A 26,446-nucleotide genomic window follows, 5' to 3' on the forward strand; every position below is an offset into this window, starting at 1 on the left:
GTCTCCTCGGTCCGTCGGCGGTGCCGATCGCGTCTCCTCGGTTCGTCCGGGGCGTCGCTCACGCCCGCGCGCGTGCGCCGGCTTTATAAGCCGACAGCGATTAGCGGTAGTAAGTTCCTATGTCAGAGCAGAGTGAATACGGAGCCGGCCAAATCCAGGTCCTCGAGGGCCTACAGGCCGTCCGTAAGCGACCGGCGATGTACATCGGGTCCACGGACGGTCGAGGGCTCCACCACCTCGTCTACGAGGTCGTCGACAACTCCATCGACGAGGCGCTCGCGGGGTACTGCGAGGAGATCGAGGTGCGGATCCACGAGGACGGCTCCGTCTCCGTCAGCGACGACGGGCGCGGGATCCCGGTCGACACACACGAGGAGTACGACCGGCCCGCGCTGGAGGTCATCCTGACCGTCCTCCACGCCGGCGGGAAGTTCGACTCAAAGTCGTACCAGGTCTCGGGCGGGCTCCACGGCGTCGGCGTCAGCGTCGTCAACGCGCTCTCCGAGCGTCTGGAGGTCGAGGTCAAGCGCGACGGCGGCGTCTTCCGCCACCGGTTCGCCGGGGGCGAGCCCGCGGAGGACGGGTTCGAGCGCGTCCGCGACATGGACGGCGGCGAGTCGACCGGGACGGAGATCCGGTTCTGGCCGGACGCGGAGATATTCGAGACGACGGAGTTCCAGACGTCGACACTCGCGAACCGGCTCCGCGAGCTCGCCTTCCTCAACTCCGGCGTCGAGATCCGGCTCGTCGACGACCGCGACGACACTGCGGAGACGTTCAAGTACGACGGCGGGATCCGCGAGTTCGTCGCGTACCTCAACGAGACGCGCTCGCCGATCCACGAGGAGGTCATCTACTTCGAGGACGAGACCGACGGCGTCCACGTCGAGGTCGCGATGCAGGCGACCGAGGAGCTCCAGGGCTCCGTCCACGCGTTCGCGAACAACATCAACACACGCGAGGGCGGCACCCACCTCACCGGGTTCAAGACCGCGCTCACCCGGACGGTCAACGACTACGCCAACGAGCACGGCCTCGTCGACGACCTCGACGCGAACCTCAAAGGGGAGGACGTGCGCGAGGGCCTCACCGCGGTCGTCTCGGTGAAACACCCCGACCCGCAGTTCGAGGGGCAGACGAAGACGAAGCTCGGCAACAGCGAGGTGCGCGGCGTCGTCGAGTCCGCGACCCACGAGAAGCTCGGCACCTTCTTCGAGGAGAACCCGGACACGGCGGAGAAGGTCGTCCACAAGGCCGCCGAGGCCGCGCGCGCTCGGAAGGCCGCGAAGAAGGCCGAGGAGCTCACCCGCCGGAAGTCGGCGCTCGAATCCACCGCCTTACCCGGGAAGCTCGCCGACTGTCAGACCCGCGACCCGGAGGAGGCGGAGCTGTTCGTCGTCGAGGGCGACTCCGCCGGGGGCTCGGCGAAGCAGGGGCGCAACCGCGAGAACCAGGCGATCCTCCCGCTGAAGGGGAAGATCCTCAACGTCGAGAAACACCGCCTCGACCGCATTCTGGAGAACGACGAGATCCGCGCGCTGATCACCGCGATCGGCGCGGGCATCGGCGAGGAGTTCGACATCGACGACGTCCGGTACAACAAGATCATCCTGATGACGGACGCCGACGTCGACGGCGCTCACATCCGGACGCTGCTTCTCACGTTGCTGTACCGCCACATGAAGCCCCTCCTGGAGGCCGGCTACGTGTACGCGGCCCAGCCGCCGCTGTACCGCGTCCGCTACCGCGGGAACACGTACGACGCGATGACGGAGGCGGAGCGCGACCGCATCGTCGAGGAGGAGTGCGACGGCAACCCGACGCAGGTCCAGCGGTTCAAGGGGCTCGGCGAGATGAACCCCGACCAGCTGTGGGACACCACGATGGACCCGGAGAACCGCCGGCTCAAGCGGATCACCATCGACGACGCGGCCGCGGCGGACCGGATGTTCAACGTGCTGATGGGTGACGCGGTCGAGCCGCGCAAGCAGTTCATCAAGGAGCACGCGACCGAGGCGGAGTGGGTGGACATATGAGCTCGGAGACGCCAGACGCCGACCCCGGCGACGTACGCGCCGCGCAGGTGACGAACGCGCGGATCGAAGACGAGATGGAGCAGTCGTACATCGACTACGCGATGTCCGTCATCGCGGGACGGGCGCTCCCCGACGTGCGCGACGGGCTCAAGCCCGTCCACCGCCGCATCCTCTTCGCGATGAACGAGGCGGGCGTGACGAGCAACTCCGCGCACCGCAAGTCCTCCTCCGTCGTCGGCGAGACGATGGGTGACTACCACCCGCACGGCGACAGCGCCATCTACGACACGCTCGCGCGGATGGCTCAGGACTTCTCGATGCGCTACCCGCTCGTCGACGGGCAGGGGAACTTCGGCTCGGTCGACGGCGACCCGCCGGCCGCGATGCGGTACACGGAGGCCCGGATGTCCCCCATCGCCGAGGAGCTCATGGCGGACATCGAGCGCGACACCGTCGACTTCCAGGCGAACTACGACGACCGCTTGGAGGAGCCCGAGGTGCTCCCGGCCGCGTTCCCGAACCTGCTCGTCAACGGCTCGTCGGGCATCGCCGTCGGGATGTCGACGAACATCCCGCCGCACAACCTCGGCGAGGTGGTCGACGCCACCGTCGAGCTGATCGAGACCCCGGACGCGAGCGTCGAGGACCTGATGGAGCACGTCAAGGGGCCGGACTTCCCGACCGGCGCGAACATCGTCGGGCGGAACGCGGTCCACAAGGCGTACAAGACCGGTCGCGGCCGGATCCGCGTCCGGGCGGAGTTCGAGGTCGACGAGGAGGAGGGCCGGATCGTCATCAGCGAGCTCCCCTTCCAGCAGAACAAGTCGCGGCTGGTCGAGCGCATCGCGGAGGACGTGAACGAGGGCGCCATCGAGGGGATCCGCGACCTCCGCGACGAGTCCGACCGCGACGGGATCCGGATCGTCGTCGAACTGAAGCGCGACGCGATGGCGGACGTGGTGAAAAACCAGCTGCTTGAGAGCCACCTCGAACGCACGTTCGGCGTCATCAACCTCGCTTTAGTCGACGGCTCGCCGCAGGTGCTCGACCTCAAGCAGACGCTCGAACACTACGTCGACCACCGGCGCGAGGTCGTGCGCCGCCGCTCCGAGCACGAGCTCGCCGAGCGCGAGGACCGCGCGCACATCCTCGAAGGGCGGCTGAAGGCGCTCGACAACGTCGACAGCGTCGTCGAGACGATCCAGGACTCCGACGACCGCGACGCCGCGAAGGCCGCGCTGGAGTCGGCGTTCGACTTCACCGAGGCGCAGGCGGCCCACATCGTCCGGATGCAGCTCGGCTCGCTCACGTCGATGGAGACGGCCGAGATCGAGGAAGAGTACGAGGAAGTCAAGGCCCGTATCGAGCGGCTGGAGACCATCCTCTCGGACCCCGACGAGCTCGACCAGGTGATCGTCGACGAGCTGCAGGCGATCAAGGCCGAGTACGACGACGAGCGCCGCACGAGCTTCATCGAAGACGCGGGCGACGTGACCCACGAGGACCTGATCCCGGAAGAAGAGCAGGTCGTCGTGATGAGCGAGGACGACTACATCAAGCGGATGCCCCTCGACGAGTTCCGCGCGCAGAACCGCGGCGGCAAGGGGATCATCGGCACCGGGCTCAAGGAGGGCGACCGCGTCTCCTCGGTGTTCGCGGCCAACTCCCACGACTACCTCCTCGTCTTCACGAACCACGGCCAGATCTACGAGCTGAAGACCTACGAGATCCCGGAAATGTCCCGCACGGCCCGCGGGAAGTCCGCGGTCAACCTCCTCGATCTGGACGACGGCGAGGAGATCGAGTCGGTGGTCAACACGGAGGACTTGGACGATGACGAGTTCCTCACGATGGTCACCCGCGACGGGTACATCAAGCGGACCGCGGTCGAGGAGTTCGGTAACATCCGGTCGACCGGGATCCGCGCGATCCGGCTGGAAGACGGCGACGAGTTGGTCGACGTCGAGGTGACCGACGGGGAGCGCGACATCGTCATCGGGAGCCGCGACGGGATGGCGATCCGCTTCGACGAGTCGGACGCCCGCGCGATGGGCCGCACGGCCCGCGGCGTAATCGGCATCGACCTCCGCGAGGGCGACGCCGTCGCGGGCGTTGCCGCCATCGACGACGAGTATCACAACTGGGTGCTCACCGTCACGGAGAACGGGTACGGGAAGCGCTCCGACCTCGACGAGTACCGCCCGCAGTCCCGGAACGGGAAGGGCCTCGTCGACATCAAGACCGGCGACCGCAACGGCGAGGTCGTCGCCATCGAGGCGGTCACCCACGGTGACCACCTCGTCGCGATGAGCGCCGCCGGGCAGATCATGCGGACCCGCGTCGAGGAGATATCGACGGTGAGCCGCAACACGAAGGGCGTCATCGTGATGAACCTCGACCCCGACGACGAGGTCGCCTCCGTCGACATCGTCCCCGAGTCGGTCCACGCGGCCGCGGACGACGAAGGTGACGACGAGGAGAGCGACGACGAATAGCGGAACGGACACCGACTTCCTCTTCGCGGGTTCACACCGCTGGGGTGTGCGGGGTTGAAGTCCCGCCCCGACCACCGGCTAGCATGGAACGACGGAGCCTCCTCGCCGCGAGCGCCGGCGCGCTGGCCGCCGCGGCGGCCGGGTGTCTCGGCGACCCCGAGCCGAGCCGACTCGACCTCACGGTCCGCAACGACGGCGACGCTCCCGTGGACGTGGACGTGGTCGTCGCGGGCGACGACGGGTCGACCTACGCCGAGGAGTCCGACCGCGTGGAGCCGGGGGTCGCCCGCGCGTTCGAGGTCACCGTGGGCGCGGCGGGCCGACACGAGGCCGCGGTGACCGGTTCCGACTGGGAGGGGCGTCTCGCGTGGGACGCCGGCACCTGCGCCCTGTACGACGGGGTGATCGCGGTCGACGCCGAGGTCGTCGAGGTCGCGGGCGAGTGCGCCGAGCCGCGGTAGTCCTTCAGGAAAGTTACTTACTGTCGCCGCGAAAATCACCGGGCAAGATGGACGAGTACGAGGGGATAGACGAGGTCGTACACGAACCGAGCGAGGCGTTCGCCGAGTCGACGAACGTCGCCGCGTTCATGCGGGAGTACGGGATCGACGACTACGAGGCGCTCATCGAACGCACCACCTCCGAGGTCCCGGGCGAGCCCGAGTCCGGCGTCGACTGGTTCTGGGACGAGATCGTCGACTACCTCGACATCGACTTCTACGCCGACTACGACGCCGTTCGGGACGACGCGGAGGGCCCGCAGTTCTCCGACTGGTACCCCGGCGGGGAGATCAACGTCGCGCACAACGTCGTCGACCGCCACGCCGCGGTCGACTCCCCGAACCGCAACCGCGTCGCGCTGATCTGGGAGGGCGAGCCGGGCGACGTCCGCGAGGTCACGTTCCACGAGCTCCGCCGGCAGAGCGACCGCGTCGCGAACTACCTGACGGAGGCCGGGATCGAGACGGGCGACACGGTGGGCCTCTACATGCCGATGGTGCCTGAGGTCGTCTCGATCCTCTACGGGTGCCTGAAGGTCGGCGCGGTCGCCGTCCCGATCTTCTCCGGCTTCGGCCGCGAGGCGACCGCGACGCGGATCGACGACGCGGAGCCCGCGGTGCTGTTCACCGGCGACGGGTTCTACCGACGGGGCGACGGGGTCCGGCTGAAGGGGACCGCGGACGACGCGATCGCCGACGCCGGGCAGGTCGAGGGGGTGGTCGTGTACGACAGGCTGGGGGCGACGCCGGCCGGCGACAGTGACGGCGGAACCGACGCCGATCCCGTCCCGTGGGACGACGACCGCGACCGGACGTGGGACGAGGCGGTCGGCTCGCAGCCGGCGACCTACGAGACGAAGCACCTCTCGAGCGACCAGGAGTCCATGCTGTTGTACTCCTCGGGGACGACGGGGACGCCCAAGGGGATCGTCCACACCCACGCGGGCGTCCTCACGCAGTGCGCGAAGGAGATCCACTTCGGCTTCGACCAGAAGCCGGCGGACCGGTTCTTCTGGGTCTCCGACATCGGCTGGATGATGGGCCCGTGGACGCTGATCGGCAACCACGCGTTCGGCGGGACGGTGGTGATGTACGAGGGCGCGCCCGACCACCCCGAGCCGGACCGCTTCTGGGAGATGATCGACCGGCATTCGATCACGCAGTTCGGCATCTCGCCGACCGCGATCCGCGCGCTCCGTAAACACGGCGACGAGTGGGTCGAGGGCCACGACCTCTCCTCGCTCCGGATCTTGGGCTCCACCGGCGAGCCGTGGGACCCGGAGTCGTGGCGGTGGTTCCACGACGCCGTCGGCGGCGGGGAGTGCCCGATAATCAACATCTCCGGCGGCACGGAGATCTGCGGCTGCTTCCTCATGCCGATGCCGAACCAGCCGCTGAAGCCCTGTACGCTCGGCGGCCCGGGGCTCGGGATGGACATCGACATCGTCGACGAGACCGGCGAGTCGGTCAGGGAGTCGGGCGATCGCGGCTACCTCGTCGCGCGCGACTCCTGCCCCTCGATGACGAAGTCGCTGTGGTCGGGCGACGAGCGCTACCTCGAGGAGTACTGGTCGACGTGGCCCGACCTGTGGGACCACGGCGACTTCGCGCAGAAGGACGACGACGGTTTCTGGTTCCTCCACGGGCGCGCCGACGACGCCCTGAACGTCGCGGGCCGGAAGGTCGGTCCGGCAGAGATAGAGGGCGTCCTCATCGACCACGACGCGGTCAACCAGGCGGCTGCGGTCGGCGTGCCCGACGACACCACCGGCACCGCGGTCGTCGCGTACGTCGTGCTCGAACCGGGCGTCGACCCGAGCGACGACCTCCGCGAGGAGCTCCGCGCGCTGGTCGGCGACGAACACGGCAAGCCGTTCCGGCCGCGCGAGCTGCTGTTCGTCGACGCCTTCCCGAAGACGCAGTCGGGGAAGATCATCCGCCGCGCGATCGAGTCGGTGTACGTCGGCGAGGACCCGGGAGACCTCTCCTCGATGGAGAACCCCGAGGCGCTCGACTCGCTCCGCGATCCGGCCTGAGCGAGGCCCGCGCCGACCCGGGCGTCGCGCCCGTCAGGCGCTCGCGTCCGCAACCGCCGCGGCCAGTTCGTCGTAGTCCGGCTCCTGTCCGGCGTTGTCCGCGAGCCAGCGGTACGTCACGGTCCCGTCCGCGTCGATCACGAACACGGCGCGCTGCGCGACCGTCTCGACGCCGTAGTGCTCGAAGTCCTCGATCACGTCGTACGCCTCGATCGCGCGGTGGTCGGGGTCGCCGACCAGCGCGAACGGGAGGTCGTACTGGGCCCGGTACGCGCCGAGCGCGTGCGGGAGGTCGGTGCTCACGCCGAACAGCGTACAGTCGTCGCGGTCGAACCCGTCGCGGAGCGCCTCCATCTCGTCGGTACAGGTGTTCGAGAAGGCCGCCGGGAAGAAGGCGAGGACGACCGGCTCGTCGCCGAGGTGGTCGGAGAGTTCGAACGGCGCGATGTCGCCGTCCACGAGCGATCCGGTGAAGTCTGGGGCGTCGTCGCCGACGTCTGACATACCGGCACCTCGTCGGCCGGGCGTATCACCGTTTCGACGGCGGAACCCGGGCCGGAATCCCGCACTCCCCACCTCCTGCCTGCCTCCAGTCGGCAGCCCGGGCAGCGCGTTCCGTGCTCGGGGACGGAATCAAGTGCGCCCCCGACGAAGGGCCGCCGATGTCCCGCCCTCCACGCGGCCCCTCCCGTCGACAAGTGGCGCTGCTGACCGCAACCGCATCGCTGACCGGCTTGTCAGGTTGTCTCACGGACTATTCGGCGGACGACGGTCGCTCGCGGACGGTGCTGCGACTCGACGAGGCCTCGCCAGTCGGCGTCTCGAACGAGTTCAGCACCCCGGTCGACGCCGTCGGGCACGCGGGGCGGGCCGCCGTCAGGACCGCGATCGGCGGCGAGGAAGGCACCGTCGACGGGTACTACGGCCCCGACGTCTCGGCGCCGTACGTCGTCACCGACGACCCCGAGTACTACCGGATCGCGACGGAGACCGTCCGATCCGTCTCGGCGCCGGGCTACGCGTACACGGTGGCGGTCGACGACCTCGACTCGTTCCTGTTCGGTCCCCCGCAGAGCACGTCGTTCGCGGAGCTGCCGGCCCACGACCGCGACACCGTCCTCGACGCGCTCGGCGACGCGTCGCTCGTCCACGCGCCACACTACCCGCCGTTCGAGGTCACCTTCGCGTACCCGTCCGCCGAGCGGCGGGAGCGCTCCCGCTTCGTCCCCGAGAACGACGGTCAGCGGGTCGCGTGGGACGGCGAACTCCTCCGGTTTTCGTTCGAGGAGGAGCGGTCGGTCGAGGTGCGGACCGTCGCCGTCCGCGCCGACCGCGTCGCCTCGTCGCAGCGCGGCTTCCGCGAGGCCGTCGGCGAGGAGCGCGGCCGTTCGCTCGACAACCCGACCGAGGACCAGCGCGCGGTCCTCGACGCGGCGATCGACTCCGAGCACGCGGAGGCCCCGCCGCTCTCCGACCCGTTCGCGGCCGTCGTCGACGCCGTCTCGACGGACGACGGCGTCGCCCCGCTCGTCCGCTACGACGGCGACTGGTACTTCGCGCAACTCGCTCGCCCCGATTGACTCGGTCCATTCGCGTGCGGACGACCATTTGCCGGCCGATCGACGCCCGAGCGACGACGCCCTCCGCTCGGCCCGTCGCGCCGGGCGAGGCGCCGTGCGACGACCCGACGAGGCAAAAAGACTATAATCGACACAGGGCTACAGCGAGACAGAGATGATAAGTGCGATTCCACTGATCGGCGGCATTCCGGCGGGGCCGGAACTCCTCATAATCCTGCTCGTGCTGGTCCTGCTGTTCGGGGCGAACAAGATCCCGAAGCTCGCTCGGTCGACCGGCCAGGCGATGGGTGAGTTCAAGAAGGGCCGCGAACAGGTCGAAGAGGAGCTGAAAGACATGCAGGACGGCAAGAGCGCGGACTCGACGCTCGACGACGAGGACGACGACCTCGACGAGCTGGAGACCGAGACCGAAAAGGAAACGAGCGCGTAAGCCGGCCCCGACGCCGACCGATCCCCGCCGTACCGTTTTCTCCACCCGTTCTGGGCGCGTGGCCTAGCGGACAGGGCGAGAGGTTCCTAACCTCTCGATCGCGGGTTCGAATCCCGTCGCGCCCGTGACTTCGCTTCGCTCAGTCACGGGCGTGACTGGCTCCACGCTCGCTCACTGCGTTCGCTCGCGTGGATCCCGCCGTGCCCGCTACCTGCGAACGAAGTGCGCAGTAGCGGGCCGTGGATTCGAACCCGATAGCGAGACTCACCTAGTTCGTCTCGCGTGGATCCCGCTGTGCCAGCCGGTAACCCATTGCGTACGACTACTCCTCGACCCGTTCGAGGACAATCCGTTCGTCGAACCGCCCCCGTCGCTCGGCCTTCTCCGCCCGTAGTTCCGCCAGTTCCTCAGGGGTGAGCCCGTTCAGTTCGCGGAGCGCGTGGACCACCTCAAGTACGTCCGCCAGTTCCCGCGGATCGCGGCTCTCTCGGTACTCCGCGGTCTCCTCGGCCAGCTTCGCGGCGAGCCGGTCCGCGTACTCGTCCTCGCCGGCGACGTGCGTCTGCGCTCGCCCGCCGTCCGCCTCGATGATCTCCGGAATTTCGTCTCGGACCAGTTTGTCGTATTCCTCGGCCATGTCGACCGATCGGTCCCCGCTCATTTGACGTTCCGGTCCGGCCCGCCTCTCAGCCCGCGTCCTCGCTCAGCCGCGGGAAGGACCGCGCCGCGAGCGCGACCGCTCCGACCGCGATGGCCAGCGTCGCGGCCGCCAGCAGCGGCCCGGGCTCGTACAGGAGCGGCGGGTGATAGCCGAGCCCGTAGTCGAGGACGACGTTCGCGACGCCGAGCGTCAGCGCCGTCGCGAGCGCGCCGCGCGTCGTGCGGCCGAACACCGGGAACAGCAGCGCGAGCCCCACGAACAGCAGGTGCGTGCCGATCACGCCCCAGTAGTAGATCCAGGCGTCGGGCGCGGCGACGTACTCGCCGAACGCGAGGTTCAGCGAGACCAGCGGCCAGAGGCCGAACGTGACCAGCCAGACGAACGCGAGCGTGTGGAGGTACGCCAGCGGCCGCGACGCCGGGGCGTCCGCGGTGACGTCGCCGCCGCGCCGAACGGTCGCGACGAGGCTCGCGAGGACGGCACCGCCGAGCGCGACCGCGACCGCCGAGTCGGCGTACAGCGGCCAGAGTGGGACCGGCACCTGGCCCGCGGTCGGCGCGTAGTACGCGACCCCCACCGCGACCATGAACGCGGTGAACGCGCAGACGACGGCGAGGCTCCGCGGGCTCCCGAGCAGCTCAGCCGCTATCGCCGCCCGGACGCGCCGCCTGACCGCCGGGCTGCGGAGCCGTCGAAGCCGTCGGAGCCGTTCGGCGCGGGACACGCTACCCGGTCGGTGCGCGGGGGCCTAAAATCCGCCCGTCGCCGACGATTATCAATCACGGTGTTTAGCGAGACACCTTTTTCAACGGACGCACCGTTCTCGCGATTATGGCCAACGAGGACGCCGAGCGGTCCGCCCACCGATCCGCCCCCCAGGGCGATCGATCGGCGTCCGACGCGGCCGAGTCCGACGCGACGGACCCGGACGCGGACCCGACCGAAGCGGACGGGGGCGAGGTCGAGTCGGCGGTGCGTGCGGACCCCGGCGACCTGCGAGAGGAATCGCTCGACCGCCCGGAGGACGCCGAGCGAGACGAGACGAGCGCGGGCTCCCCGGTCGTCACCGATCGGTACACGTGGCGGTCGCTGCTGACTGACCGGGGACACGAGGCGGCCGCGGAGCGCGTCTACGCCGACGTGCCGGACGCGCCGGCGGTCCCGGCGGACGCCGTCGCGCTCCACCTCCCGAACGGCGCGAGCGACGTGGTCCGCGCGGCGGGCGTCGACGAACCCTTCGAGGCGGACGGCGAGACCGAGGTCCCCGGGCACGGCACCCCGGAGCGAGGCACGCTCGTGGTGGGCCCGGACGCCGTGGTCCTGCGCGGCGCCGCCGTCGTGCCGACCGGCGAGCGGGTGGCGGCGCCGCCGACGCCCGACCCCGTCGAGGCCGGCGAGCGCGAGGACGACACAGCGGACGGCAACGGAGCCGGCGGAGAGACGGACGAGGCCGATGACGCGGACGAGACGAAGTCCGACGCGGATGAGGCGAACGATGTAGACGAAGCGGACGACGCGGATGAGGCCGATGGCGACGCGGACTCGGCGGCCCCGGAAGACGCGGAAGACGCCCCGGAAGACGACGCTAAGGAGAGCGATGCCCCAACTGCTGACGGCGACGAGGACGCCGGCGGAGATCCCGACTCCGGGACGGCCGAACCCGCTGACGCCGGCCCGGAGACCGTCTTCGACCGTCCGGTCGGTCGGGAGGGCGTCTCGGGGGTCGTCGTCGCGCCCGGCGACGGCGTCGAGTCGGTGCCCTCGCGCGCGCCGACCCCCGACGAGTGGGACCGGGTCGAGTTCGACCCGGCGACGCTGCTGGGGTTCGACCCGAGCGAGACCGACTACCGGTTCCGCGCGGCCGCCGCGGTCGGCGACGTCCTCTGGGACATGTGCGCTGCCCGCTACGACCCGTACTCGGTCCCGGTGTTGAAGGGGTACTACACGTGGGAGAACTACCGCGAGGAGTTCTTCCTCGACGAGGACGGGAACCCCCCGACCGAGGAGAACGAGGAGGGCGAGCCGGTCCCGCTGGAGTTCACCCACGAAGACAAGACGGAGGCGCTCGGGTTCGACCCGGACCGCACCGAGGAACTGCTCGGCGCGGGCGGGAGCGCCGCGGCCGAGCTCGCCGACCTCGTCGACGAGCGGACCGTGGACGTGAACCCCGAGGTCGACGAGGACGCGTTCTTCTCGACCGACGAGGGCCACACCACGCTGACGAACCGGTACGACCTGGAGAAGGCGGTGCCGATGCAGAAGAAGACCCACTTCCGGGAGGAGGAGCGCTACTGGGTGAACAAGCCGTACGCGTTCGTCATCGTCTTCCGGTCGCGGAAGGAGAACGAGGCGAAGTACTACGCCGTCCAGCCGTACCGCACCGAGATCGAGACGGACCTCACGGAGTTCCTCACCGGGAAGCTCCGGACGTCGATCAAGTACGCCGACGAGTCGATCGCGGGCGGCGACGAGGCGTTCCGCGAGGAGGTGATCGTCGAGGAGGCGCGCACGCTCCTCGACCGCTACGGGCTCTACGAGGACGACGAGGACGAGCGGGGCATCGCCGACACGCTGGTCGACCGCTTCGGCATCGACCCGACGGAGGGGATCGCCGGGCGGATCGCGGAGTCGCTCGGGTACGAGCCGCCGACCGAGGAGCCCGACGACCCGCCGGAGATCAGCGCCCGGCCCGAGCCCGCGGTGCTCGCGGAGGACGCCCGCACGCTGTCCGCTCACCAGGTCGAGAAGCTCCTGTACTACCTGAAGCGCGACTTCGTCGGCTACGAGCGGATCGACCCGATCAAGTACGACATCAACGTCGAGGACATCTCCTGTGACGGGTACAACTCCCCCGTCTTCGTCTATCACTCCGAGTACGAGCAGATCATCACCAACGTCTACCACGGCACCGACGAGCTCGACGACTTCGTCGTGAAGCTCGCGCAGCGCTCCGGGAAGGGCATCTCGAAGCGCCGGCCGCAGGTCGACGCCACGCTCCCGGACGGCTCGCGCGCGCAGCTCACCCTCGGCCGCGAGGTGTCCGACCACGGGACCAACTACACGATCCGCCAGTTCAACGACGTCCCCTTCACCCCGATCGACCTCATCAACTGGAAGACGTTCTCGCTCGACGAGATGGCGTTCCTGTGGCTCTCCATCGAGAACCACAAGAGCCTGATCTTCGCCGGCGGCACCGCCTCCGGGAAGACGACGAGCCTGAACGCGGTCTCCCTGTTCATCCCCTCGAACGCGAAGATCGTCTCCATTGAGGACACCCGCGAGGTCGAGCTCCCGCAGCGCAACTGGATCGCCTCCGTCACCCGACCCTCCTTCTCGGACGACGACAAGGGCGACATCGACGAGTTCGACCTGCTGGAGGCCGCGCTCCGCCAGCGCCCCGACTACATCGTCATGGGCGAGATCCGCGGCGAGGAGGGCCGGACGGCGTTCCAGGTCATGTCGACCGGTCACACCACCTACACCACGTTCCACGCCGACTCCGTCGGCGAGGTGCTCAAGCGGTTCACCACCGACCCGATCAACGTCTCGAAGACGATGTTCACGGCGCTCGACTTGGTCTCGATCCAGACCTCGACCCGCGTTCAGGGCAAGAAGGTGCGCCGGAACAAGTCGATCACCGAGATCAATCACTACGACGCCGAGAACGACGAGATCAACGTTCAGGACGTGTTCCAGTGGCAGGCGGAGACGGACGAGTTCCTCCAAATGGGCGACTCGAACACGCTCGAAGACATCATGTTCGACCGCGGCTGGAGCCGGGCGACCCTCGACGAGGAGCTGCGGAAGCGCCGGGTCGTCTTGGCCTACCTCATCGACCGCGGACTCAACAGCTACGCGCAGGTGGCGGCGACGTTCCAGGCGTTCATCAACGACCCGGAGACGGTGCTCGCGCTGATGGCCAACGAGGAGCTCGAGCGCTCGCTGGAGGACCTCCGCGAGATGGAGTCGGTCCTGATCAACGTCGACCGCGAGAAGGAGGCGCTCGTCCCCCGTCCGACGCCGGACGCGGACGGCGAGGCGGAGGCCGCCGAGATACTCGAGTCCGCCGAGGACCTCTTCGAGACGTACCGCGGGCAGGTCCCCGACTCCGTCGCCGACGCCCTCCTGGAGATGAACCATGCTGGCGACGTGGAGGCCGCCCCGGCGAGCGACCACGAGGCCCTCGCGGAGGCGGCCCGCGAGGCGGACGCGGCGTACGACGAGCCGGCCGGTCCGGAACCGGCGCCCGGCGCGACCGACGCGGACGACGCTGACGACGCCGATGCCGACGGGACGCCCGCGGAACCGGAAGACGCGGCCCCCTCGGGGACGCCGTCGCCGGACCCCGCGCACGGCGACTTCGAGGGCGTCTCCGAGGCGGCCGGCGACGGCTCGGGCGACCTCGACGGGATCGACTTCGGCGAGCCGTTCGACGAGGGCGTCGACGTGCTCTCCTCGCCCGCGGGGCCCTCCGAGCCCGGCTCCCCGCCCGACGCCGGCGCGGGCGACGGCGCTGACGCGTCTCCCGACGTGAGCGAGGGGTTCAGCGCCGCCGAGCCCGTGGAGGGCCAGCCCTCCGCGGAGGCCGACGACAGCGAGGCGTTCGACACGGACGCGCCGGACGAGCCGGACGCGGTGGACGCGGCGGACGAGGCTGACCCGGCAGACACGGCGGCTGAAGCGGCGGATGCCGACGAGACCGAGCAGGGGGACGACCCCGACGAGGCTGACGACGGAACGGGCGACGACATCGACGAATGGGGGTTCGACGCCGTCGAGCCCGCGGAGGACGGGTGACGCCGTGTTCCTCGTGAGGGCCGTCCCGTGAGTCTCGACGTGGACGCGGGCGACGGCGGCGTCGACGCGAACGTCCTCGCGGAGCTGTGTTACCCGGTGTTCGAGCTGCTGTTCGACCCCGACGGCGACTTCGTCGCGGACGTGGAGCGCAAGCTCGCGGAGGCGCGGATGCCCGACCAGGTCGAGATGTACGTCTCGCTGGCGCTGGCGGTCGGTCTGCTGGTCGGCGGGCTGCTCTGGGCGCTCGGCACGCTGATCGGCTACGGCGTGTTCTCGCTGGGGCTGATCGACCCGTCGACGCTCTCGCTCGGCGTGCCGGCGCCGACGACGGCGATCCAGGAGCTGCTCCGCTCGCTCGTCGTGCCGACCGCAGTGCTCCTCAGCGGGCTCGTCTTCGGCTCGATCGGGTTCGCGATCGGGTTCGGCGGCCTCGTCGCGGTCCCGTACTCGCGCGCCTCCTCCCGGAAGCGGGAGATCAATCTCCTGCTCGCGGACTCGGTGTCGTTCATGTACGCGCTCTCCGTCGGCGGGCTGAACCAGCTGGAGATCCTCCGCGCGATGGCGACGGCGGAGGACACCTACGGCGAGGTGTCCCGCGAGTTCCAGAGCATCGTCAACGAGACGGAGTACTTCGGCACCGACTACCGGAACGCCATCCGCCAGCAGTCCATGGAGACACCCTCCGACGAGCTCTCGCAGTTCCTCGCCGACATGCTCTCCATCGTCAACTCCGGCGGCGACATGGAGGGGTTCCTGAAGGACAAAAAGGAGAAGCACCTCCGCACGTCGAAACAGGAGCGCGAGATGACCCTGGAGACCCTGGAGCTGTTCGGCGAGATGTACATGACGCTCTCGTTGTTCCCGCTGCTGCTCATCATCATCCTCGTCATCATGGGGATGATGGGCGAGGCCGACGACCGCCTGCTGTACGTCACGGTGTACCTGCTCATCCCCCTGGTGGGCGTCGGCTTCCTCGTGCTGGTCTCGACGGTGAAACAGGACGACCCCGGCGACGGCTACCTCCAGGCCGACGGTGGCAGCGAGCGCCTCCAACAGACGAGCCAGGAGGGGCTCTTCCACTTCGGGCTCGTGGAGGCGTTCGTCGGAACCTTCGGCGTCTTCGACCGCATCCGCGACCGCGAGGGGACCCACAAGACGATGGAGATCCTCTCGGCGCCGCACCTCTTCCTCCGCGAGAACCCGCTGTACACCCTCGCGTTGACCGTGCCCGCGGCGCTCGCGCTGGTCGTCGTCGCGGCCGCGGCCGGGTCGGCGCCGACGACGGTCGACGGCTGGATCGCCCGCCCGGTGTGGTCGGCGTTCGTCTGGGTCTACGTCCCGCTCTACGTCGTGCTTGTGCCGCTCGGGGTGTTCTACGAGTGGCACCAGCGCTCGCGGCGGGCGGTGACCGGCAAGCTCTCGGAGACGCTCCGGAAGCTCTCCTCGGCGAACGACACCGGACAGACGCTGCTCGAATCGGTGCGCACGGTCTCGGAGACCTCGACCGGGAAGCTCGCCGAGGAGTTCGAGGTGATCCACGCGAAGGTGAACTACGGGATGAGCCTCCGGGACGCGCTCGTCGAGTTCAACAACGCCTACGCGGTGCCGCGGCTCGCCCGGACGGTGAAGCTGATCACCGAGGCCCAGGAGGCGTCCTCGCAGATCACGGACGTGCTGACGACGGCCGCGCAGGCCTCGGAGAACCAGGACGACATCGAGCGCGAGCGGAAGTCGCGGACCCGGATGCAGGTGGCGATCATCGTGATGACGTACGTCACGCTGCTCGGCGTGATGGCCATCCTCCAGACGCAGTTCATCGACGTGATGGGCGATCTGGTCGCGCAGAGCGACGGCGCCGGGAGCACCGGGGGAGCCGGGTTCGGCGGCGGCGGCAGCATCGACCCCGACGTGCTCTCGATGCTGTTCTTCCACGCGGTGACGATCCAGGCGGTCCTCTCCGGGTTCATCAGCGGCTACATCCGCGACGCGGAGCTGATATCCGGCGTCAAGTACGCCGTGGTCCTGATGACGCTGGCGCTGGGGGTGTGGATCTATGTCGGCTGACCGCGCGCAGACGGTGCTCGACTTCGTCGTCGGGATGTCGGTGTTCCTCGTCGCGGTCGGGTTCACCTTCGCGTTCGTCCCGTCGCTGCTCGAACCGTACGCCGTCGGCGAGGGGGCGACCGTCATCGTCGCGGAGCGCGGCGCCGCGCGGCTCGCCGAGTCCTCGCTCGCCGCCGCGGGCTCGACGGCGACGCTGTCGCACGCGTGTACCCTCGCCTTCTTCGACGGCACGGACCCCGCGACGGCGGCCGCCGAGTCCGGCTGCGACTGGACGGCGAACGGCGACGACCTCCACGCGGAGCTCGGCGTCGACGACTTCCGGGGGCTCAACCTCACCGTGACGCGGAACGGAACCGTTCGCACGCTGGACCCGGGCGGGGCCAACGTCACGATGCGTGCCGGCCCCGCGCCGCCGCGCGACCGGAGCGTCGCGGCCGCGAGTCGCATCGTCGCCATCGACGTCGACCCCGAGGACGACGTCGGCCGCGAGACGCACCGGCTCACGCTGCGGGTGTGGTGACGATGTTCGTCGAACACCTCCCGGACGACCGAGGGCAGGCACACACCTTAGAGGCGTTCACGGCGGCGCTGCTGTTGGTCGCCGGGCTCGTCTTCGCGACGCAGGCGACGGCCGTCACGCCCCTCTCGGCGAGCACGTCGAACCAGCACGTCGAGAACCAGGCGGCGATCGCGGCGCAGGACGTGCTGACGACCGCAGAGGCGAGCGGCGAACTGAGGGCGGCGCTGCTGTACTACGACGACGGCTTCGTGGGCGCCGACGACGAGTACTACACCGGGCTCCCGAACGCGTCGCACCCGCTCCACGGGCAGCTCCGCGAGGCGTTCGACAACAGGCGGATCGCGTTCGACGTCGACGTCTACTACCCGGCCGCCGACGGGGAGGGGCTCGACCGGACCCGGATGATCGACATGGGGTCGCCGAGCGACAACGCGGCGACGGCGAGCACGCGGGTGGCGCTGTACGGCGACGACCGATTCGGGGACTCGGACCAGTACGTCCTCGCCGACGACGGCCCCGGCGGGTACTTCGCCGCGCCCGTCGGCGCCGGCGACACGCTGTACACGGTCGTGGAGGTGCGCATCACCGCATGGCAGATGTGAGAACGCGCTCCGGCGGCGACCGGAGCGACGCGACGACGGGGGCGACGACCGAGAGCGGCGCGTCCGCCGGGCGCACGCCCCCCGACCGCGCCGACTGGGGGCGCCGCGGCCGCGACGTGAGGGAGAGCCCCGACGAGGACCGCGGGCAGATCATCCTGATCACGGGGCTGACCCTCGCTGTGCTGTTCGTCGCGGTCGTCCTCCTGTTGAACACCGTCATCTACACCGAGAACCTCGCGACCCGCGGGGTCGACGCGGGCGGGGCGGAGGCGGTCGAGTTCCGCGACGGCTCCGTGGAGGACCTCGCCGGGATCCTGTACCGCGAACACCGGAACGGCTCGGCCAACGCGACGGCCCCCTTCCTCGCGAGCGCGGAGCGCTACGGCCGGACGGTCGGGGGCCTCCGGGCGCGCGACGGCGTGGTCGCCGACGTGCGCGTGAACGCCTCCACCGTCGACTCGGGGCACTTCATCGCGCAGAACGAGACCGACGCCGGGTTCCGCAACATGACGGCGCCGGACGGGACGACCGCGGACTGGACCGTCGCGGGCGGGGTTAATCGAACGCGCAACTACCGGCTGACCGTCGACTCGACGTCCGTCGCGACCAGCGCGGGGGCCGCGTTCACCGTCGTGGCCGACGGAGCGGGCGGGAACTGGTCGGTCTCGCTGTCGAACGACGCGGCCGACGCGATCGACGTGACTGTGCGCAACGAGACCGACACCGTCTCCGAGACCTTCCTCCACGACTCGGGCGAGAACGTCACGATCGACCTGACCGCCGGCACGGTGGACGGCCAGCGGTTCCCCGCACTCGTCTGGGCGGAGGGCGTTCAGAACGGGAGCGAGCCGTACGACTCGTACGACGTTCGCTACGAGAACGGCACCGAGGCGCGGGGGACGTACCACCTCGTCGTCGACGAGCGCGACGGGACCTCCCCCCTCACCGACTCCTCGCGCCCGTACGTCGTCGAGGGGATATACAGCGTCGAGGTCGAGGTCCTCCACCGGACGCCGGGGCTGACGTACGGCGACACGGTCCGGCTCGCGCCGGGTGAGCGCGATGCGTGACGGCCCGGGCGGGACGGACCGCGCGGTGTCGGTCACCGTCGGCTACGTGATGACGCTCGCCGTCTCGACCCTGCTGCTCTCCGGCCTGTTCGTCGCCGGCGGGTCGTTCGTCGAGTCGGAGCGCGAACGCGCGGCGCAGGGGGAGCTCACCGTCGTCGGCGAGCGGGTCGCGGCCGACCTCGGCACCGTCGACAGGCTGGTCGCGAGCGGGGCGTCCCGAGGGGATCTCACGGTGAACCGGTCCCTGACGCTCCCGGACAGGGTGTCCGGGACCAGCTATCGGATCCGAGTGAGCGCGAACGGCACCGAAGGGACGGTCGCGCTCGAGAGCGACCGGAGCGACACGGTCGTCGAGGTCCCGTTCCGCTCGACCGAGGACGTGGCGGTTCGGAACGCGACCGTCGACGGCGGCGACCTCCGGATCTGGTGGGACCCCGACGCCGGGGCCGACGGCGAAGTGGTGGTGAGCGCGGCGTGAGCCTCCGCGACGCCGTCGCCGGTCTCGGCTCGGACGACCGCGGCGTGAGCGAGACGGTCGGGTTCGTGTTGGTGTTCGCGCTGATCACGTCGACGATAGCGGTCACGTTCACCGTCGGGCTGGGGGGGCTCGAAGACGCGCAGCTCGCCGAGCGCGACAACAACGTCGAGCGCGCGTTCGACGTGCTCCAGGACAACCTCGACGACGTCAGCCGCGACGGCGTGCCGAGCCGGGCCACCGAGATCCAGCTCGGCGGCGGCGAGCTGGTGTTAGAACAGGAGTCGACGTTCCGGCTCAACCACACGGCGACGCCCGGGACGGTAGTCGAAACCGGGTCGCTCACGTACCGCGGGGCCGGCGGCACGCGCATCGTGTACGAGAACGGCGCCGTCTTCCGCATGCGGGGGGACAACGGGGTCATGCTCAACGAGCCCAACCTCCTGCTCGGCGACACCGTCGTCTACTCGCTGTACGGGCTCGGCGGGCCGGCGCAGTCCGAGAGCGGCGACCGAACGGTTCTGGTGATCGGGCAGCTCGACACCCGGGAGGCCGCACTCGACGACCGGGCGGCGACCGACAACGTCACCCTGGCGATCAACTCGTCGCAGGCGACGGTCTGGGAGCGGTACTACTCGGAGCTCGCGGCGGAACACGACCACGTCTCGGTGTCGACGGCCGGCGGGCCGGACCTCACGGTGACGTTCGACGCGGACCACTACGAGCGGTTCGTCGTCCACCGCACCGAGACGCGGATCGACTTCTCCGACTGAGGCGGCGGGCCGGGGTCACTCGGACTTGATGGCGACCTCGTGGACGGAGACGTGGAGGTGGCTCACCACCGGGACCGAGTCGCCCTCGAACGGCTGTTGGGTCGCCAGCGACTCGTCGTAGTGGATCCGTATCTCGGCGTCGTCGAACTCGAAGAGCTCGAAGGTGAACGACCCCTTGATCGTCATGTTGCCGGCGAGCTCGGTCGTGCTCTGGGGCGCGTAGAACACCCCGCCGAACCGGACGGGGACGTCGTCGTCGGCCGTCACGTCGATCCGGTCCCCGCTGGAGTACACCCACAGGTTCTCCGCCACGTCCTCGTCGGCGGCGACCACGGCGCTGTCTTCGAGGTCGATCCCGGCGGTGTTTTGCACCTCCAACCGCGTGTCGGCGGCGCTCGTTACCGACGCGGTGTTCCGGACGGCGAGCGTGTCGTCGACGTAGAGCGTGGCCTGCCCGCCGCCCGTCGCCCTGACCGTCGCGTCGCCGCTGACGGTCGTCGACTCCTCGACCAGCACCTCGACCTCGCCGCCGCCGGTGTCGAGGTCGACGCCGCCCGCGTCCGCGGAGACGCTCAGGCCGCCCGCGACGTGGAGCGTCGCGCCGTCGGTGACCGTGAGAGTCGCGTCGTCGGCGACCGATACGTCGCCGTCGACGTACGTGTCGTTCTCTATCACCTCCGTCTGGGTGCCGGAGAGGTCGATGTCGCCCCCGCGGTAGTCGCCGTTCGCGGCGAGGTCCCGGTCCCGAACGCCCTCGATCCGCTGGCTGATCGCGCCGTCGACAGACGCCACGTCGTCGAACGCGGTCTCCGTGCGCCGCTCTCCGGTGACGTTCAGCTTGTCCGCCTGCCCGGGCGGGATGTTGTAGGACTCGGCGATCAGGTCCCCGCGGATCGTGATCGACTGGGTGTTACCGCCTCCGCCCGCGGTGAGCCGGAACTGGTCGCGCGTCTGGATGACCGCCCCGTCGCTCGGCGTCTGGTCGTCGTACGAGCCGAGCCCCGAGTCGTAGCTGTCGGCGTACAGCTCGTCGACGCCACCGGTGTCGAACGTCGATCGGCCCGTCGCGGAGACCCCGGCGCTCAGCGTGGGATGGACCGTGGTGGTCCGGAGCCGGACCTCCACCCGTCGGTCGCTGACGTCGGTCACCGACGCGCTCGTCCGGGTCTCGAAGAAGCGTCCCCACGCGTCCGCGTAGTCGCTCTGGACCGTGATCGTGACGTTGCCGCCGAGGAGCGGGTTCGAGCCGTTCGGCGAAGGGAACACCCGCTCGGACCGGCCGCCCGTGTCGGTGATGCGGACCGCGTCGCCGATCGGCGCGGAGCCGTTCCCGATCGTCACGAGCGGGAGGGTGAGCGTCTCGGTCCCGCCGCTCCCGCGGTAGTGGAACTCCGGCGGCGAGACCATCTCGGAGCCGCCGCCGCGCGACCGCCAGACGCCGCCGCCCTGGTACGCGATCGTCTCGCCGTCGCGCTCGTAGGTCACCGCTCCGAGCGGGATGGTCCTGTTCGTGGCGTTCGGGTTCTCGCTCGTCGTCACCTCGATGCGCATCCACCCCGCGTCGCCGTCGACCCGGAAGTCGGCGCTCCGGCCCACGTCCAGGCGGACGCGCTGGGCGGGCGACTCGCCGTGCGCGACGAGGCTGGCCTTCGAGTCCACCTGCGTCATCGCGCCCTCGACGCGCTGGAGGTCCGCCGACGCCTGCGAGTCGTCGAGCGCGGCGCCGCCGAGCGCGACGGTGGTGCCGACGACGGCGACCGTCAGCCCCAACAGGAGGACCGTCCCGAGCACTTCGCTCTGGGCGCGCTCGGCGGTCGCTCCGCGCTCGCCTCCGTTCATGCGGGACCGTAGGCCGCCCCCGCTGATAAACGTGGACTCCCGGCTATCAGTCCCGATAGCCGTGTATCCCGGCTCGCTCCGCTCCGAGGGCGTCGGCCGCGGCCGCGTCGGACCGGGGATATATCTCGCCGGCGCCCCTTCTCGGACCCGTGACCGAGCGACTCTACCTCGCGGACGACGCGGTGACGACGTTCGAGGCGACCGTCGAGCGCGTCCTCTCGGACCCGCACCGGATCGTCCTCGACCGGACGCACTTCTACCCGACCGGGGGCGGCCAGCCGCACGACACCGGGACGATCCGCGCGGTCGACGGCGACGGGAGCACTCGCTGGCGCGTCGTCGACGTCGAGATGCGAGACACGGTGTACCACGAGGTCGAACCGGCCGACGACGCGGGCGGCGCGGACGACGACGCGGGCGGCGCGGACGACGACGCGGGCGACGACGGCGAGCGGGTCTCGCTCCCGGAACCGGGAACGGCGGTCGCCTGCGAGGTCGACGCCGACCGGCGCGCGGCGCACTCGCGGTACCACACCGCACAGCACCTGCTGTCGGCGCTGCTGCTCGACGAGTTCGACGCGCCGACGACCGGCAACCAGCTGTACCGCGACCGGGCGCGCCTCGACGCCGAGTACGACCGGTTCACGGACGCCGACCTCGACCGGATCGAGGCTCGGCTCAACGAGCTCGTCGCCGACGGGCGGGCGGTGTCGAGCTACACGATGGACCGCGAGACCGCGGAGGCGACGCTGGACACCGACCGGACGCGGATCGACCTCCTCCCCGACTCGATCGAGGAGCTCCGGATCGTCGAGATAGCGGGCGCGGACGCCGACGACGAGCCGTACGACCGCACCGCCTGTGCGGGGACCCACGTCGCGAACACCGCCGACATCGGGGAGGTCGTCGTCACCGGGCGGGAGACGAAGGGCCCCGAGGAGGAGCGCGTCCGCTTCGCGCTCGCCGACCACGTGGACGCGGACTGACGGCGGCGTGGGCGCCCCGCGGGCGCGTCCGCCGCTCGCCCGCGATCCCGCCGTTTAAATACGATCCGCGGTAGGTTCGGGCATGAAGTTCTGCGACGAGTGCGGATCCATGATGAAGTCCGGCGAGGGCGAGGACCACTGGGTGTGCGACTCCTGCGGCCACGAGATCGGGCGCGACGAGGGCGACGACGAGTGGACGACCGAGTCGCAGGTGGAGTCGGAGATCGTCGACGTGAGCGACGCCGAGGACAAGGGGCTCCCGACGACGACGGCCCAGTGTCCCGAGTGCGACAACGACCAGGCGTACTGGTACATGCAGCAGATCCGCGCGGCCGACGAGTCCGAGACCCGCTTTTTCGTCTGTACCGAGTGCGAGCACAAGTGGCGCGAAGACGACCACTGAGCACCGACGCGCCCATCCAACCGTTCATTCCTCGCCCGTCCGTTTTATTCCCGTCCGGAGAGAGGCGGGACCATGGAGCCGCCCGTCGTCCCCCGCGACCGCCTCGAGGGCTGGACGCTCGTCGCGGAGGCGACGGAACGCCCGTTCGAGGCCGGCCCCGTCTCGGTCACGGCGGGGACGGCGCGGTACGAGCGCGAGACCCAGCCCCCGCGGCCGTTCTTCTTCGCGAGCCGGCTCCGCATCTCGCCCGACGCCGGGCCGAACCCCGCCCTGACGCGGCTCGTCGAGTCCCGGGCCCGCGAGGGGTTCCGCGACCGCCTCGCCGACCGGCGCATCGGCGACCTCGCGCGCCGCGACGAGCGGCGCCTCGACGTCGACGACCCCGCGGCGTCGCCCGCCACGCTCACCGTGTTCCACGGGCGCTGCGCGGTCGACGGCGGGCGGGTCCCGGTGGAGGCGCTGCTGGCGGTGTGGGAGGCCGGCGAGTACCTGCTCGCCGGCGGCGCCTACCCGACCGGCGACGGGTTCGAGGCGACCCGTCAGGACGTGTTGCGACTGGTCCGGGGCGTTCGGCCGCCGGCGGCGTCGGACGCGGTCGAGCGCTCGTGAGGCCCGGTCAGCAGGCGACCGCGCCGGCGCTCGACTCGATCGGCGACCCGTCGTCCTCGTAGTCCGCGTCGCCGACCGCGCCGGCGAACATCGGGAGCCGCATCTCGTAGGTGTACAGCACGTCGAACGCCGCGAGCGGGTCGAAGCCGTTCGCGATCGCCTCCCGCCCGGTCAGCCTGACCCCCGCCGCGAGCGTCACGATCGGCTCGCCGTCGAGGCGCCCGGCGGTCTCGACGCCGAACTCGTTGCCCGCGGCGGGGTCGGTCAGCACGGAGAGGTGGACCACCGTCTGCATCGTCGCTCCGCCCTCGCCGTCGCCGATCGAGATGGGATATCCCCGCCCGGTGAAACAGCGCGTGATCGGCGGCGCCGAACTCCGGTTCGCGTCGGCGCCGGTCCCGACGGTCGCCGGACCGTCCGCGGGCGCGCCCCCGACCGACTGGACGGTCGCCCCTGGTGCGCGGGCGTCCGCTCCGGGCGCCGCGGGCTGGCCCGCGACAGCGCCGACGCCGACGCCGACGCTCGCGGCGAGCAGCAGCAGCGAGAGGGCGAGGGCGCGGGTCCGTTGCGGGCGCGTCATCGCCCGCCCCTTCGGCCGCCCGGGTTAAAGCACCGCGGTCCGCGGTATCAGTCGAGAGAATCGCAGTCCAAGAGCCCCTCGACGAGCAGCTCCGCGGACGCCACGTTCGTCGCCAGCGGCACGTCCTTCACGTCGCAGACCCGCAGCAGCGCCGAGATGTCGGGCTCGTGCGCCTGCGCGGTCAGGGGGTCGCGGAGGAAGACGACCCCGTCGATCCGGTCGTCCGCGATCATCCCGCCGATCTGGAGGTCGCCGCCGTACGGCCCCGAGGCCTGTCGGTTCACGGCGAGCCCGGTCGCGTCCGCGATGCGCTTGCCAGTCGTCCCGGTGGTGACCAGTTCGCACTCGTCGAGGACGCCGGTGTGTCGCTCGACGAACGCGACCATCTCGTCTTTCAGCTCGTCGTGTGCGATGAGCGCGATGCGCATACGTGGCGCTCGCTCCGGCGTCGCTTAAGCGCTCGCCTCGCCGCGGCGTTCACTCCGCCGCCGCGGGGCCGTCGCCCGGGCCGTCGCCGTCACTGTCGCCGCCGTCGGTTCCCCCGGACGCGAAGGACGCCCCGAACCGGCCGAGCGCGACGCGGGCCAGCGTCCCGGGGCTGTGCCGGCGGATCACCAGCAGGGCGTTCGTCGCGAACACCGCGGCCCCGAGCGTCGCGAGCGACAGCCCGACGAGCGCGGGGCGCGTGGCCGCGCCGGCGAGTGCCGTCCCCGAGGCGCCGGCGGCGACGTCGGCGCCGACGACGAGCGCGGTACCGGTGAACAGGAGCGCGCCGTCGGCGGCCGCGAGCCGGTCGTCGTAGAGGTCGTCGACCATCGGCACCGCCTCGAAGCCGAGCCGGTCGCTGTACCGCTCGACCCACACGACGAAGGGAACGACGTGGTACAGCGTGCCGAGGACGACGAACGCGACCGCGCCGAGGAGCAGCAGCGGCGCGCTTCCCGGTCCGCCGAGGACGGTCTCGGCGGCGAGCGGCGACCGGAGCCACGCCGGCGCGGCCGTCGCGACCCACCCGACGAGCGCGAGCGCGACGACGGCGTACCGCGTGTGCATCGGGGTCCGCTCGACGCGCATCTCTAAGAGCCGGCGGGCGAGGACGGCGGCGAACGCCAGCGCGGCGAGCAGCACGAAGGCGGCGCCGACGCGGGCGAGCGCGGCCGCGCCGAGCAGTCGCCCGCCCGCGAGCGCGGCGACGCCGACCGGGTGGCCGACCTCCTCGACCGCGCGGAGCCGGTGGTCGACCCCGCGGAGCTCCGTCTGCGTGAACATCGTGGCGAGCTGGTAGAGGGCGCCGTAGACGGTCGTGAGCACCGCGCCGAAGACGGCGAGGGTGACGTGCGCGCCGCGGACCCCGGCGTGCGAGACCCCGACCCCGGCGAGGAGGCCGGAGCCGAGGTCGGCCGCCAGCAGGACGCCGAGGCCGGTCAGGGCGACGAAGCAGGCGAGCGCGACGGCGAAGTGGCGCTCGGTCACGTCGAGGTCCTCGACCGTCGCGAGCGTCCGCCCGACGTTGTAGACGAACGCCCAGAAGCCGGCGAGCATGACGGCCCCGAATCCGGCCAGCCACGAGAGCCGTCCCAGCGCGAGCGCGGCCGCGAAGCCGACGAGTCCGACGGCGACCAAGCCGAGCTGGGCGCTCGCCAGCCGCCGGGAGTGGAGCGTCGTCCCGGACCATACCGGCACGAACTGCGTCATCGCGCCCATGATCGTCACGCACACCCACCCGACTAACAACAGGTGGACGTGGACGAGGCCGCCGAGCCCCGGCATCGCGCCGATGAGGTGGCCGATCCCGACGAGCAGGGCGGCGCCGAGGAAGGGTAGCCCGACCAGGAAGTGCCGAAGCGGCACCGTCATCGGCGGGCCGCGCTCCGCGTCGATACCGCCCGGAACTGCTCCCATACACGGATCACGAACCCCCGCCGCCCTCCGCCTGGTCCCGAAGATGTTCGCGCGCTCGTCGCCTCGCGGGAACCCGATTCCCGAGCGC

The 26,446-nt window shown here is 70.6% G+C and carries 23 protein-coding genes and 1 tRNA gene; 17 read left to right on the plus strand and 7 right to left on the minus strand.

The features are described 5' to 3' along the window. Positions 1-119: 119 nt before the first annotated feature. The 4 genes from gyrB to HPS36_RS13765 all read left to right on the plus strand — a co-directional run bounded on the left by gyrB (position 120) and on the right by HPS36_RS13765 (position 7,067). Positions 120-2,036 (plus strand): DNA topoisomerase (ATP-hydrolyzing) subunit B, encoded by a 1,917-nt coding sequence (gene gyrB / locus HPS36_RS13750; protein ID WP_173230581.1) that lies wholly within the window; start codon positions 120-122, stop codon positions 2,034-2,036. Then, positions 2,033-4,531, plus strand: a complete 2,499-nt coding sequence (gene gyrA / locus HPS36_RS13755; RefSeq protein ID WP_173230582.1) for a DNA gyrase subunit A — start codon at positions 2,033-2,035, stop codon at positions 4,529-4,531. Before gyrB ends, gyrA begins: the two co-directional genes overlap by 4 nt. A gap of 83 nt (positions 4,532-4,614) precedes the next feature. Continuing rightward, positions 4,615-4,992 (plus strand): hypothetical protein, encoded by a 378-nt coding sequence (locus HPS36_RS13760; protein WP_173230583.1) that lies wholly within the window; start codon positions 4,615-4,617, stop codon positions 4,990-4,992. 47 nt (positions 4,993-5,039) lie between these two features. Then, positions 5,040-7,067: an AMP-binding protein gene (locus tag HPS36_RS13765; RefSeq protein ID WP_173230584.1), complete on the plus strand. Its 2,028-nt coding sequence runs from the start codon at positions 5,040-5,042 to the stop codon at positions 7,065-7,067. A 33-nt stretch (positions 7,068-7,100) separates the two neighbouring features. Here HPS36_RS13765 and HPS36_RS13770 read toward each other — a convergent pair whose 3' ends face one another. Beyond that, positions 7,101-7,571, minus strand: a complete 471-nt coding sequence (locus tag HPS36_RS13770; protein ID WP_173230585.1) for a redoxin domain-containing protein — start codon at positions 7,569-7,571, stop codon at positions 7,101-7,103. Between the two features lie 281 nt (positions 7,572-7,852). Between HPS36_RS13770 and HPS36_RS13775 the strand changes: the two genes are divergently transcribed. The 3 genes from HPS36_RS13775 to HPS36_RS13785 all read left to right on the plus strand — a co-directional run bounded on the left by HPS36_RS13775 (position 7,853) and on the right by HPS36_RS13785 (position 9,202). Continuing rightward, positions 7,853-8,647, plus strand: a complete 795-nt coding sequence (locus HPS36_RS13775; protein WP_235681714.1) for a hypothetical protein — start codon at positions 7,853-7,855, stop codon at positions 8,645-8,647. Positions 8,648-8,801: 154 nt separating this feature from the next. Further along, on the plus strand, positions 8,802-9,077 hold the full coding sequence (locus tag HPS36_RS13780) for a Sec-independent protein translocase subunit TatA/TatB (protein WP_173230587.1): 276 nt from the start codon (positions 8,802-8,804) through the stop codon (positions 9,075-9,077). Positions 9,078-9,129: 52 nt separating this feature from the next. Next, positions 9,130-9,202 (plus strand) — tRNA-Arg (locus HPS36_RS13785). Between the two features lie 197 nt (positions 9,203-9,399). On the opposite strand, the gene HPS36_RS13790 is transcribed toward HPS36_RS13785, so the two are convergent. Together HPS36_RS13790 and HPS36_RS13795 are read right to left on the minus strand one after the other, a co-directional pair. Then, positions 9,400-9,714 carry a nucleoside triphosphate pyrophosphohydrolase gene (locus HPS36_RS13790; protein ID WP_173230588.1) on the minus strand — a complete coding sequence of 105 codons (315 nt, stop codon included), beginning with the start codon at positions 9,712-9,714 and terminating at the stop codon, positions 9,400-9,402. Positions 9,715-9,763: 49 nt separating this feature from the next. Next, the gene (locus HPS36_RS13795; RefSeq protein WP_173230589.1) at positions 9,764-10,462 is read right to left on the minus strand and encodes a DUF1405 domain-containing protein; all 699 of its coding nucleotides are present in this window, start codon (positions 10,460-10,462) and stop codon (positions 9,764-9,766) included. Between the two features lie 107 nt (positions 10,463-10,569). Between HPS36_RS13795 and HPS36_RS13800 the strand changes: the two genes are divergently transcribed. From HPS36_RS13800 to HPS36_RS13830, 7 genes are read left to right on the plus strand one after another with little or no spacing between them, the layout of a single operon-like run. Beyond that, positions 10,570-14,535, plus strand: a complete 3,966-nt coding sequence (locus tag HPS36_RS13800) for an ATPase, T2SS/T4P/T4SS family (RefSeq protein WP_173230590.1) — start codon at positions 10,570-10,572, stop codon at positions 14,533-14,535. Positions 14,536-14,562: 27 nt separating this feature from the next. Then, positions 14,563-16,599 carry a type II secretion system F family protein gene (locus tag HPS36_RS13805; RefSeq protein WP_173230591.1) on the plus strand — a complete coding sequence of 679 codons (2,037 nt, stop codon included), beginning with the start codon at positions 14,563-14,565 and terminating at the stop codon, positions 16,597-16,599. After that, the gene (locus HPS36_RS13810; protein WP_173230592.1) at positions 16,589-17,119 is read left to right on the plus strand and encodes a DUF7287 family protein; all 531 of its coding nucleotides are present in this window, start codon (positions 16,589-16,591) and stop codon (positions 17,117-17,119) included. The genes HPS36_RS13805 and HPS36_RS13810 overlap by 11 nt, the downstream gene beginning before the upstream one ends. 2 nt (positions 17,120-17,121) lie before the next feature. Then, positions 17,122-17,721, plus strand: coding sequence for a DUF7288 family protein (locus HPS36_RS13815; RefSeq protein WP_173230593.1), 600 nt, complete (start codon positions 17,122-17,124; stop codon positions 17,719-17,721). Beyond that, positions 17,709-18,791 (plus strand): DUF7261 family protein, encoded by a 1,083-nt coding sequence (locus tag HPS36_RS13820; RefSeq protein ID WP_235681715.1) that lies wholly within the window; start codon positions 17,709-17,711, stop codon positions 18,789-18,791. The genes HPS36_RS13815 and HPS36_RS13820 overlap by 13 nt, the downstream gene beginning before the upstream one ends. Beyond that, positions 18,784-19,269: a DUF7266 family protein gene (locus tag HPS36_RS13825; RefSeq protein ID WP_173230594.1), complete on the plus strand. Its 486-nt coding sequence runs from the start codon at positions 18,784-18,786 to the stop codon at positions 19,267-19,269. The genes HPS36_RS13820 and HPS36_RS13825 overlap by 8 nt, the downstream gene beginning before the upstream one ends. Further along, positions 19,266-20,039, plus strand: a complete 774-nt coding sequence (locus HPS36_RS13830) for a DUF7289 family protein (protein WP_173230595.1) — start codon at positions 19,266-19,268, stop codon at positions 20,037-20,039. Before HPS36_RS13825 ends, HPS36_RS13830 begins: the two co-directional genes overlap by 4 nt. Before the next feature lie 15 nt (positions 20,040-20,054). Here the strand turns inward: HPS36_RS13830 and HPS36_RS13835 are convergent, their stop codons facing one another. Beyond that, positions 20,055-21,878: a DUF7289 family protein gene (locus tag HPS36_RS13835; RefSeq protein ID WP_173230596.1), complete on the minus strand. Its 1,824-nt coding sequence runs from the start codon at positions 21,876-21,878 to the stop codon at positions 20,055-20,057. Between the two features lie 149 nt (positions 21,879-22,027). Between HPS36_RS13835 and HPS36_RS13840 the strand changes: the two genes are divergently transcribed. The 3 genes from HPS36_RS13840 (at position 22,028) to HPS36_RS13850 (ending at position 23,876) form a co-directional block, all read left to right on the plus strand. Beyond that, entirely contained in the window at positions 22,028-22,864 is an 837-nt protein-coding gene (locus HPS36_RS13840; protein WP_173230597.1) for an alanyl-tRNA editing protein, read from the plus strand. A gap of 82 nt (positions 22,865-22,946) precedes the next feature. Continuing rightward, positions 22,947-23,267, plus strand: coding sequence for a transcription factor S (locus HPS36_RS13845; protein ID WP_053771321.1), 321 nt, complete (start codon positions 22,947-22,949; stop codon positions 23,265-23,267). A 72-nt stretch (positions 23,268-23,339) separates the two neighbouring features. Beyond that, positions 23,340-23,876 carry a hypothetical protein gene (locus HPS36_RS13850; protein ID WP_173230598.1) on the plus strand — a complete coding sequence of 179 codons (537 nt, stop codon included), beginning with the start codon at positions 23,340-23,342 and terminating at the stop codon, positions 23,874-23,876. Between the two features lie 7 nt (positions 23,877-23,883). Here the strand turns inward: HPS36_RS13850 and HPS36_RS13855 are convergent, their stop codons facing one another. From HPS36_RS13855 to HPS36_RS13865, 3 genes are read right to left on the minus strand one after another with little or no spacing between them, the layout of a single operon-like run. After that, positions 23,884-24,456: a DUF7332 family protein gene (locus HPS36_RS13855; RefSeq protein ID WP_173230599.1), complete on the minus strand. Its 573-nt coding sequence runs from the start codon at positions 24,454-24,456 to the stop codon at positions 23,884-23,886. Positions 24,457-24,503: 47 nt separating this feature from the next. Continuing rightward, positions 24,504-24,884: a methylglyoxal synthase gene (locus HPS36_RS13860; RefSeq protein ID WP_173230600.1), complete on the minus strand. Its 381-nt coding sequence runs from the start codon at positions 24,882-24,884 to the stop codon at positions 24,504-24,506. Between the two features lie 49 nt (positions 24,885-24,933). Continuing rightward, positions 24,934-26,313, minus strand: a complete 1,380-nt coding sequence (locus HPS36_RS13865) for a hypothetical protein (protein WP_173230837.1) — start codon at positions 26,311-26,313, stop codon at positions 24,934-24,936. Between the last annotated feature and the right edge of the window lie 133 nt (positions 26,314-26,446).

The organism is Halorubrum salinarum (assembly GCF_013267195.1).
GTDB lineage: Archaea > Halobacteriota > Halobacteria > Halobacteriales > Haloferacaceae > Halorubrum > Halorubrum salinarum.

Coding starts and splice junctions, on each gene's coding strand:
- gyrB (WP_173230581.1), top strand. CDS start 120: ATGTCAGAGCAGAGTGAATACGGAGCCGGCCAAATCCAGGTCCTCGAG.
- gyrA (WP_173230582.1), top strand. CDS start 2,033: ATGAGCTCGGAGACGCCAGACGCCGACCCCGGCGACGTACGCGCCGCG.
- HPS36_RS13760 (WP_173230583.1), top strand. CDS start 4,615: ATGGAACGACGGAGCCTCCTCGCCGCGAGCGCCGGCGCGCTGGCCGCC.
- HPS36_RS13765 (WP_173230584.1), top strand. CDS start 5,040: ATGGACGAGTACGAGGGGATAGACGAGGTCGTACACGAACCGAGCGAG.
- HPS36_RS13770 (WP_173230585.1), bottom strand. CDS start 7,571: ATGTCAGACGTCGGCGACGACGCCCCAGACTTCACCGGATCGCTCGTG.
- HPS36_RS13780 (WP_173230587.1), top strand. CDS start 8,802: ATGATAAGTGCGATTCCACTGATCGGCGGCATTCCGGCGGGGCCGGAA.
- HPS36_RS13790 (WP_173230588.1), bottom strand. CDS start 9,714: ATGGCCGAGGAATACGACAAACTGGTCCGAGACGAAATTCCGGAGATC.
- HPS36_RS13800 (WP_173230590.1), top strand. CDS start 10,570: ATGGCCAACGAGGACGCCGAGCGGTCCGCCCACCGATCCGCCCCCCAG.
- HPS36_RS13810 (WP_173230592.1), top strand. CDS start 16,589: ATGTCGGCTGACCGCGCGCAGACGGTGCTCGACTTCGTCGTCGGGATG.
- HPS36_RS13815 (WP_173230593.1), top strand. CDS start 17,122: ATGTTCGTCGAACACCTCCCGGACGACCGAGGGCAGGCACACACCTTA.
- HPS36_RS13820 (WP_235681715.1), top strand. CDS start 17,709: ATGGCAGATGTGAGAACGCGCTCCGGCGGCGACCGGAGCGACGCGACG.
- HPS36_RS13825 (WP_173230594.1), top strand. CDS start 18,784: ATGCGTGACGGCCCGGGCGGGACGGACCGCGCGGTGTCGGTCACCGTC.
- HPS36_RS13835 (WP_173230596.1), bottom strand. CDS start 21,878: ATGAACGGAGGCGAGCGCGGAGCGACCGCCGAGCGCGCCCAGAGCGAA.
- HPS36_RS13845 (WP_053771321.1), top strand. CDS start 22,947: ATGAAGTTCTGCGACGAGTGCGGATCCATGATGAAGTCCGGCGAGGGC.
- HPS36_RS13850 (WP_173230598.1), top strand. CDS start 23,340: ATGGAGCCGCCCGTCGTCCCCCGCGACCGCCTCGAGGGCTGGACGCTC.
- HPS36_RS13855 (WP_173230599.1), bottom strand. CDS start 24,456: ATGACGCGCCCGCAACGGACCCGCGCCCTCGCCCTCTCGCTGCTGCTG.
- HPS36_RS13860 (WP_173230600.1), bottom strand. CDS start 24,884: ATGCGCATCGCGCTCATCGCACACGACGAGCTGAAAGACGAGATGGTC.
- HPS36_RS13865 (WP_173230837.1), bottom strand. CDS start 26,313: ATGACGGTGCCGCTTCGGCACTTCCTGGTCGGGCTACCCTTCCTCGGC.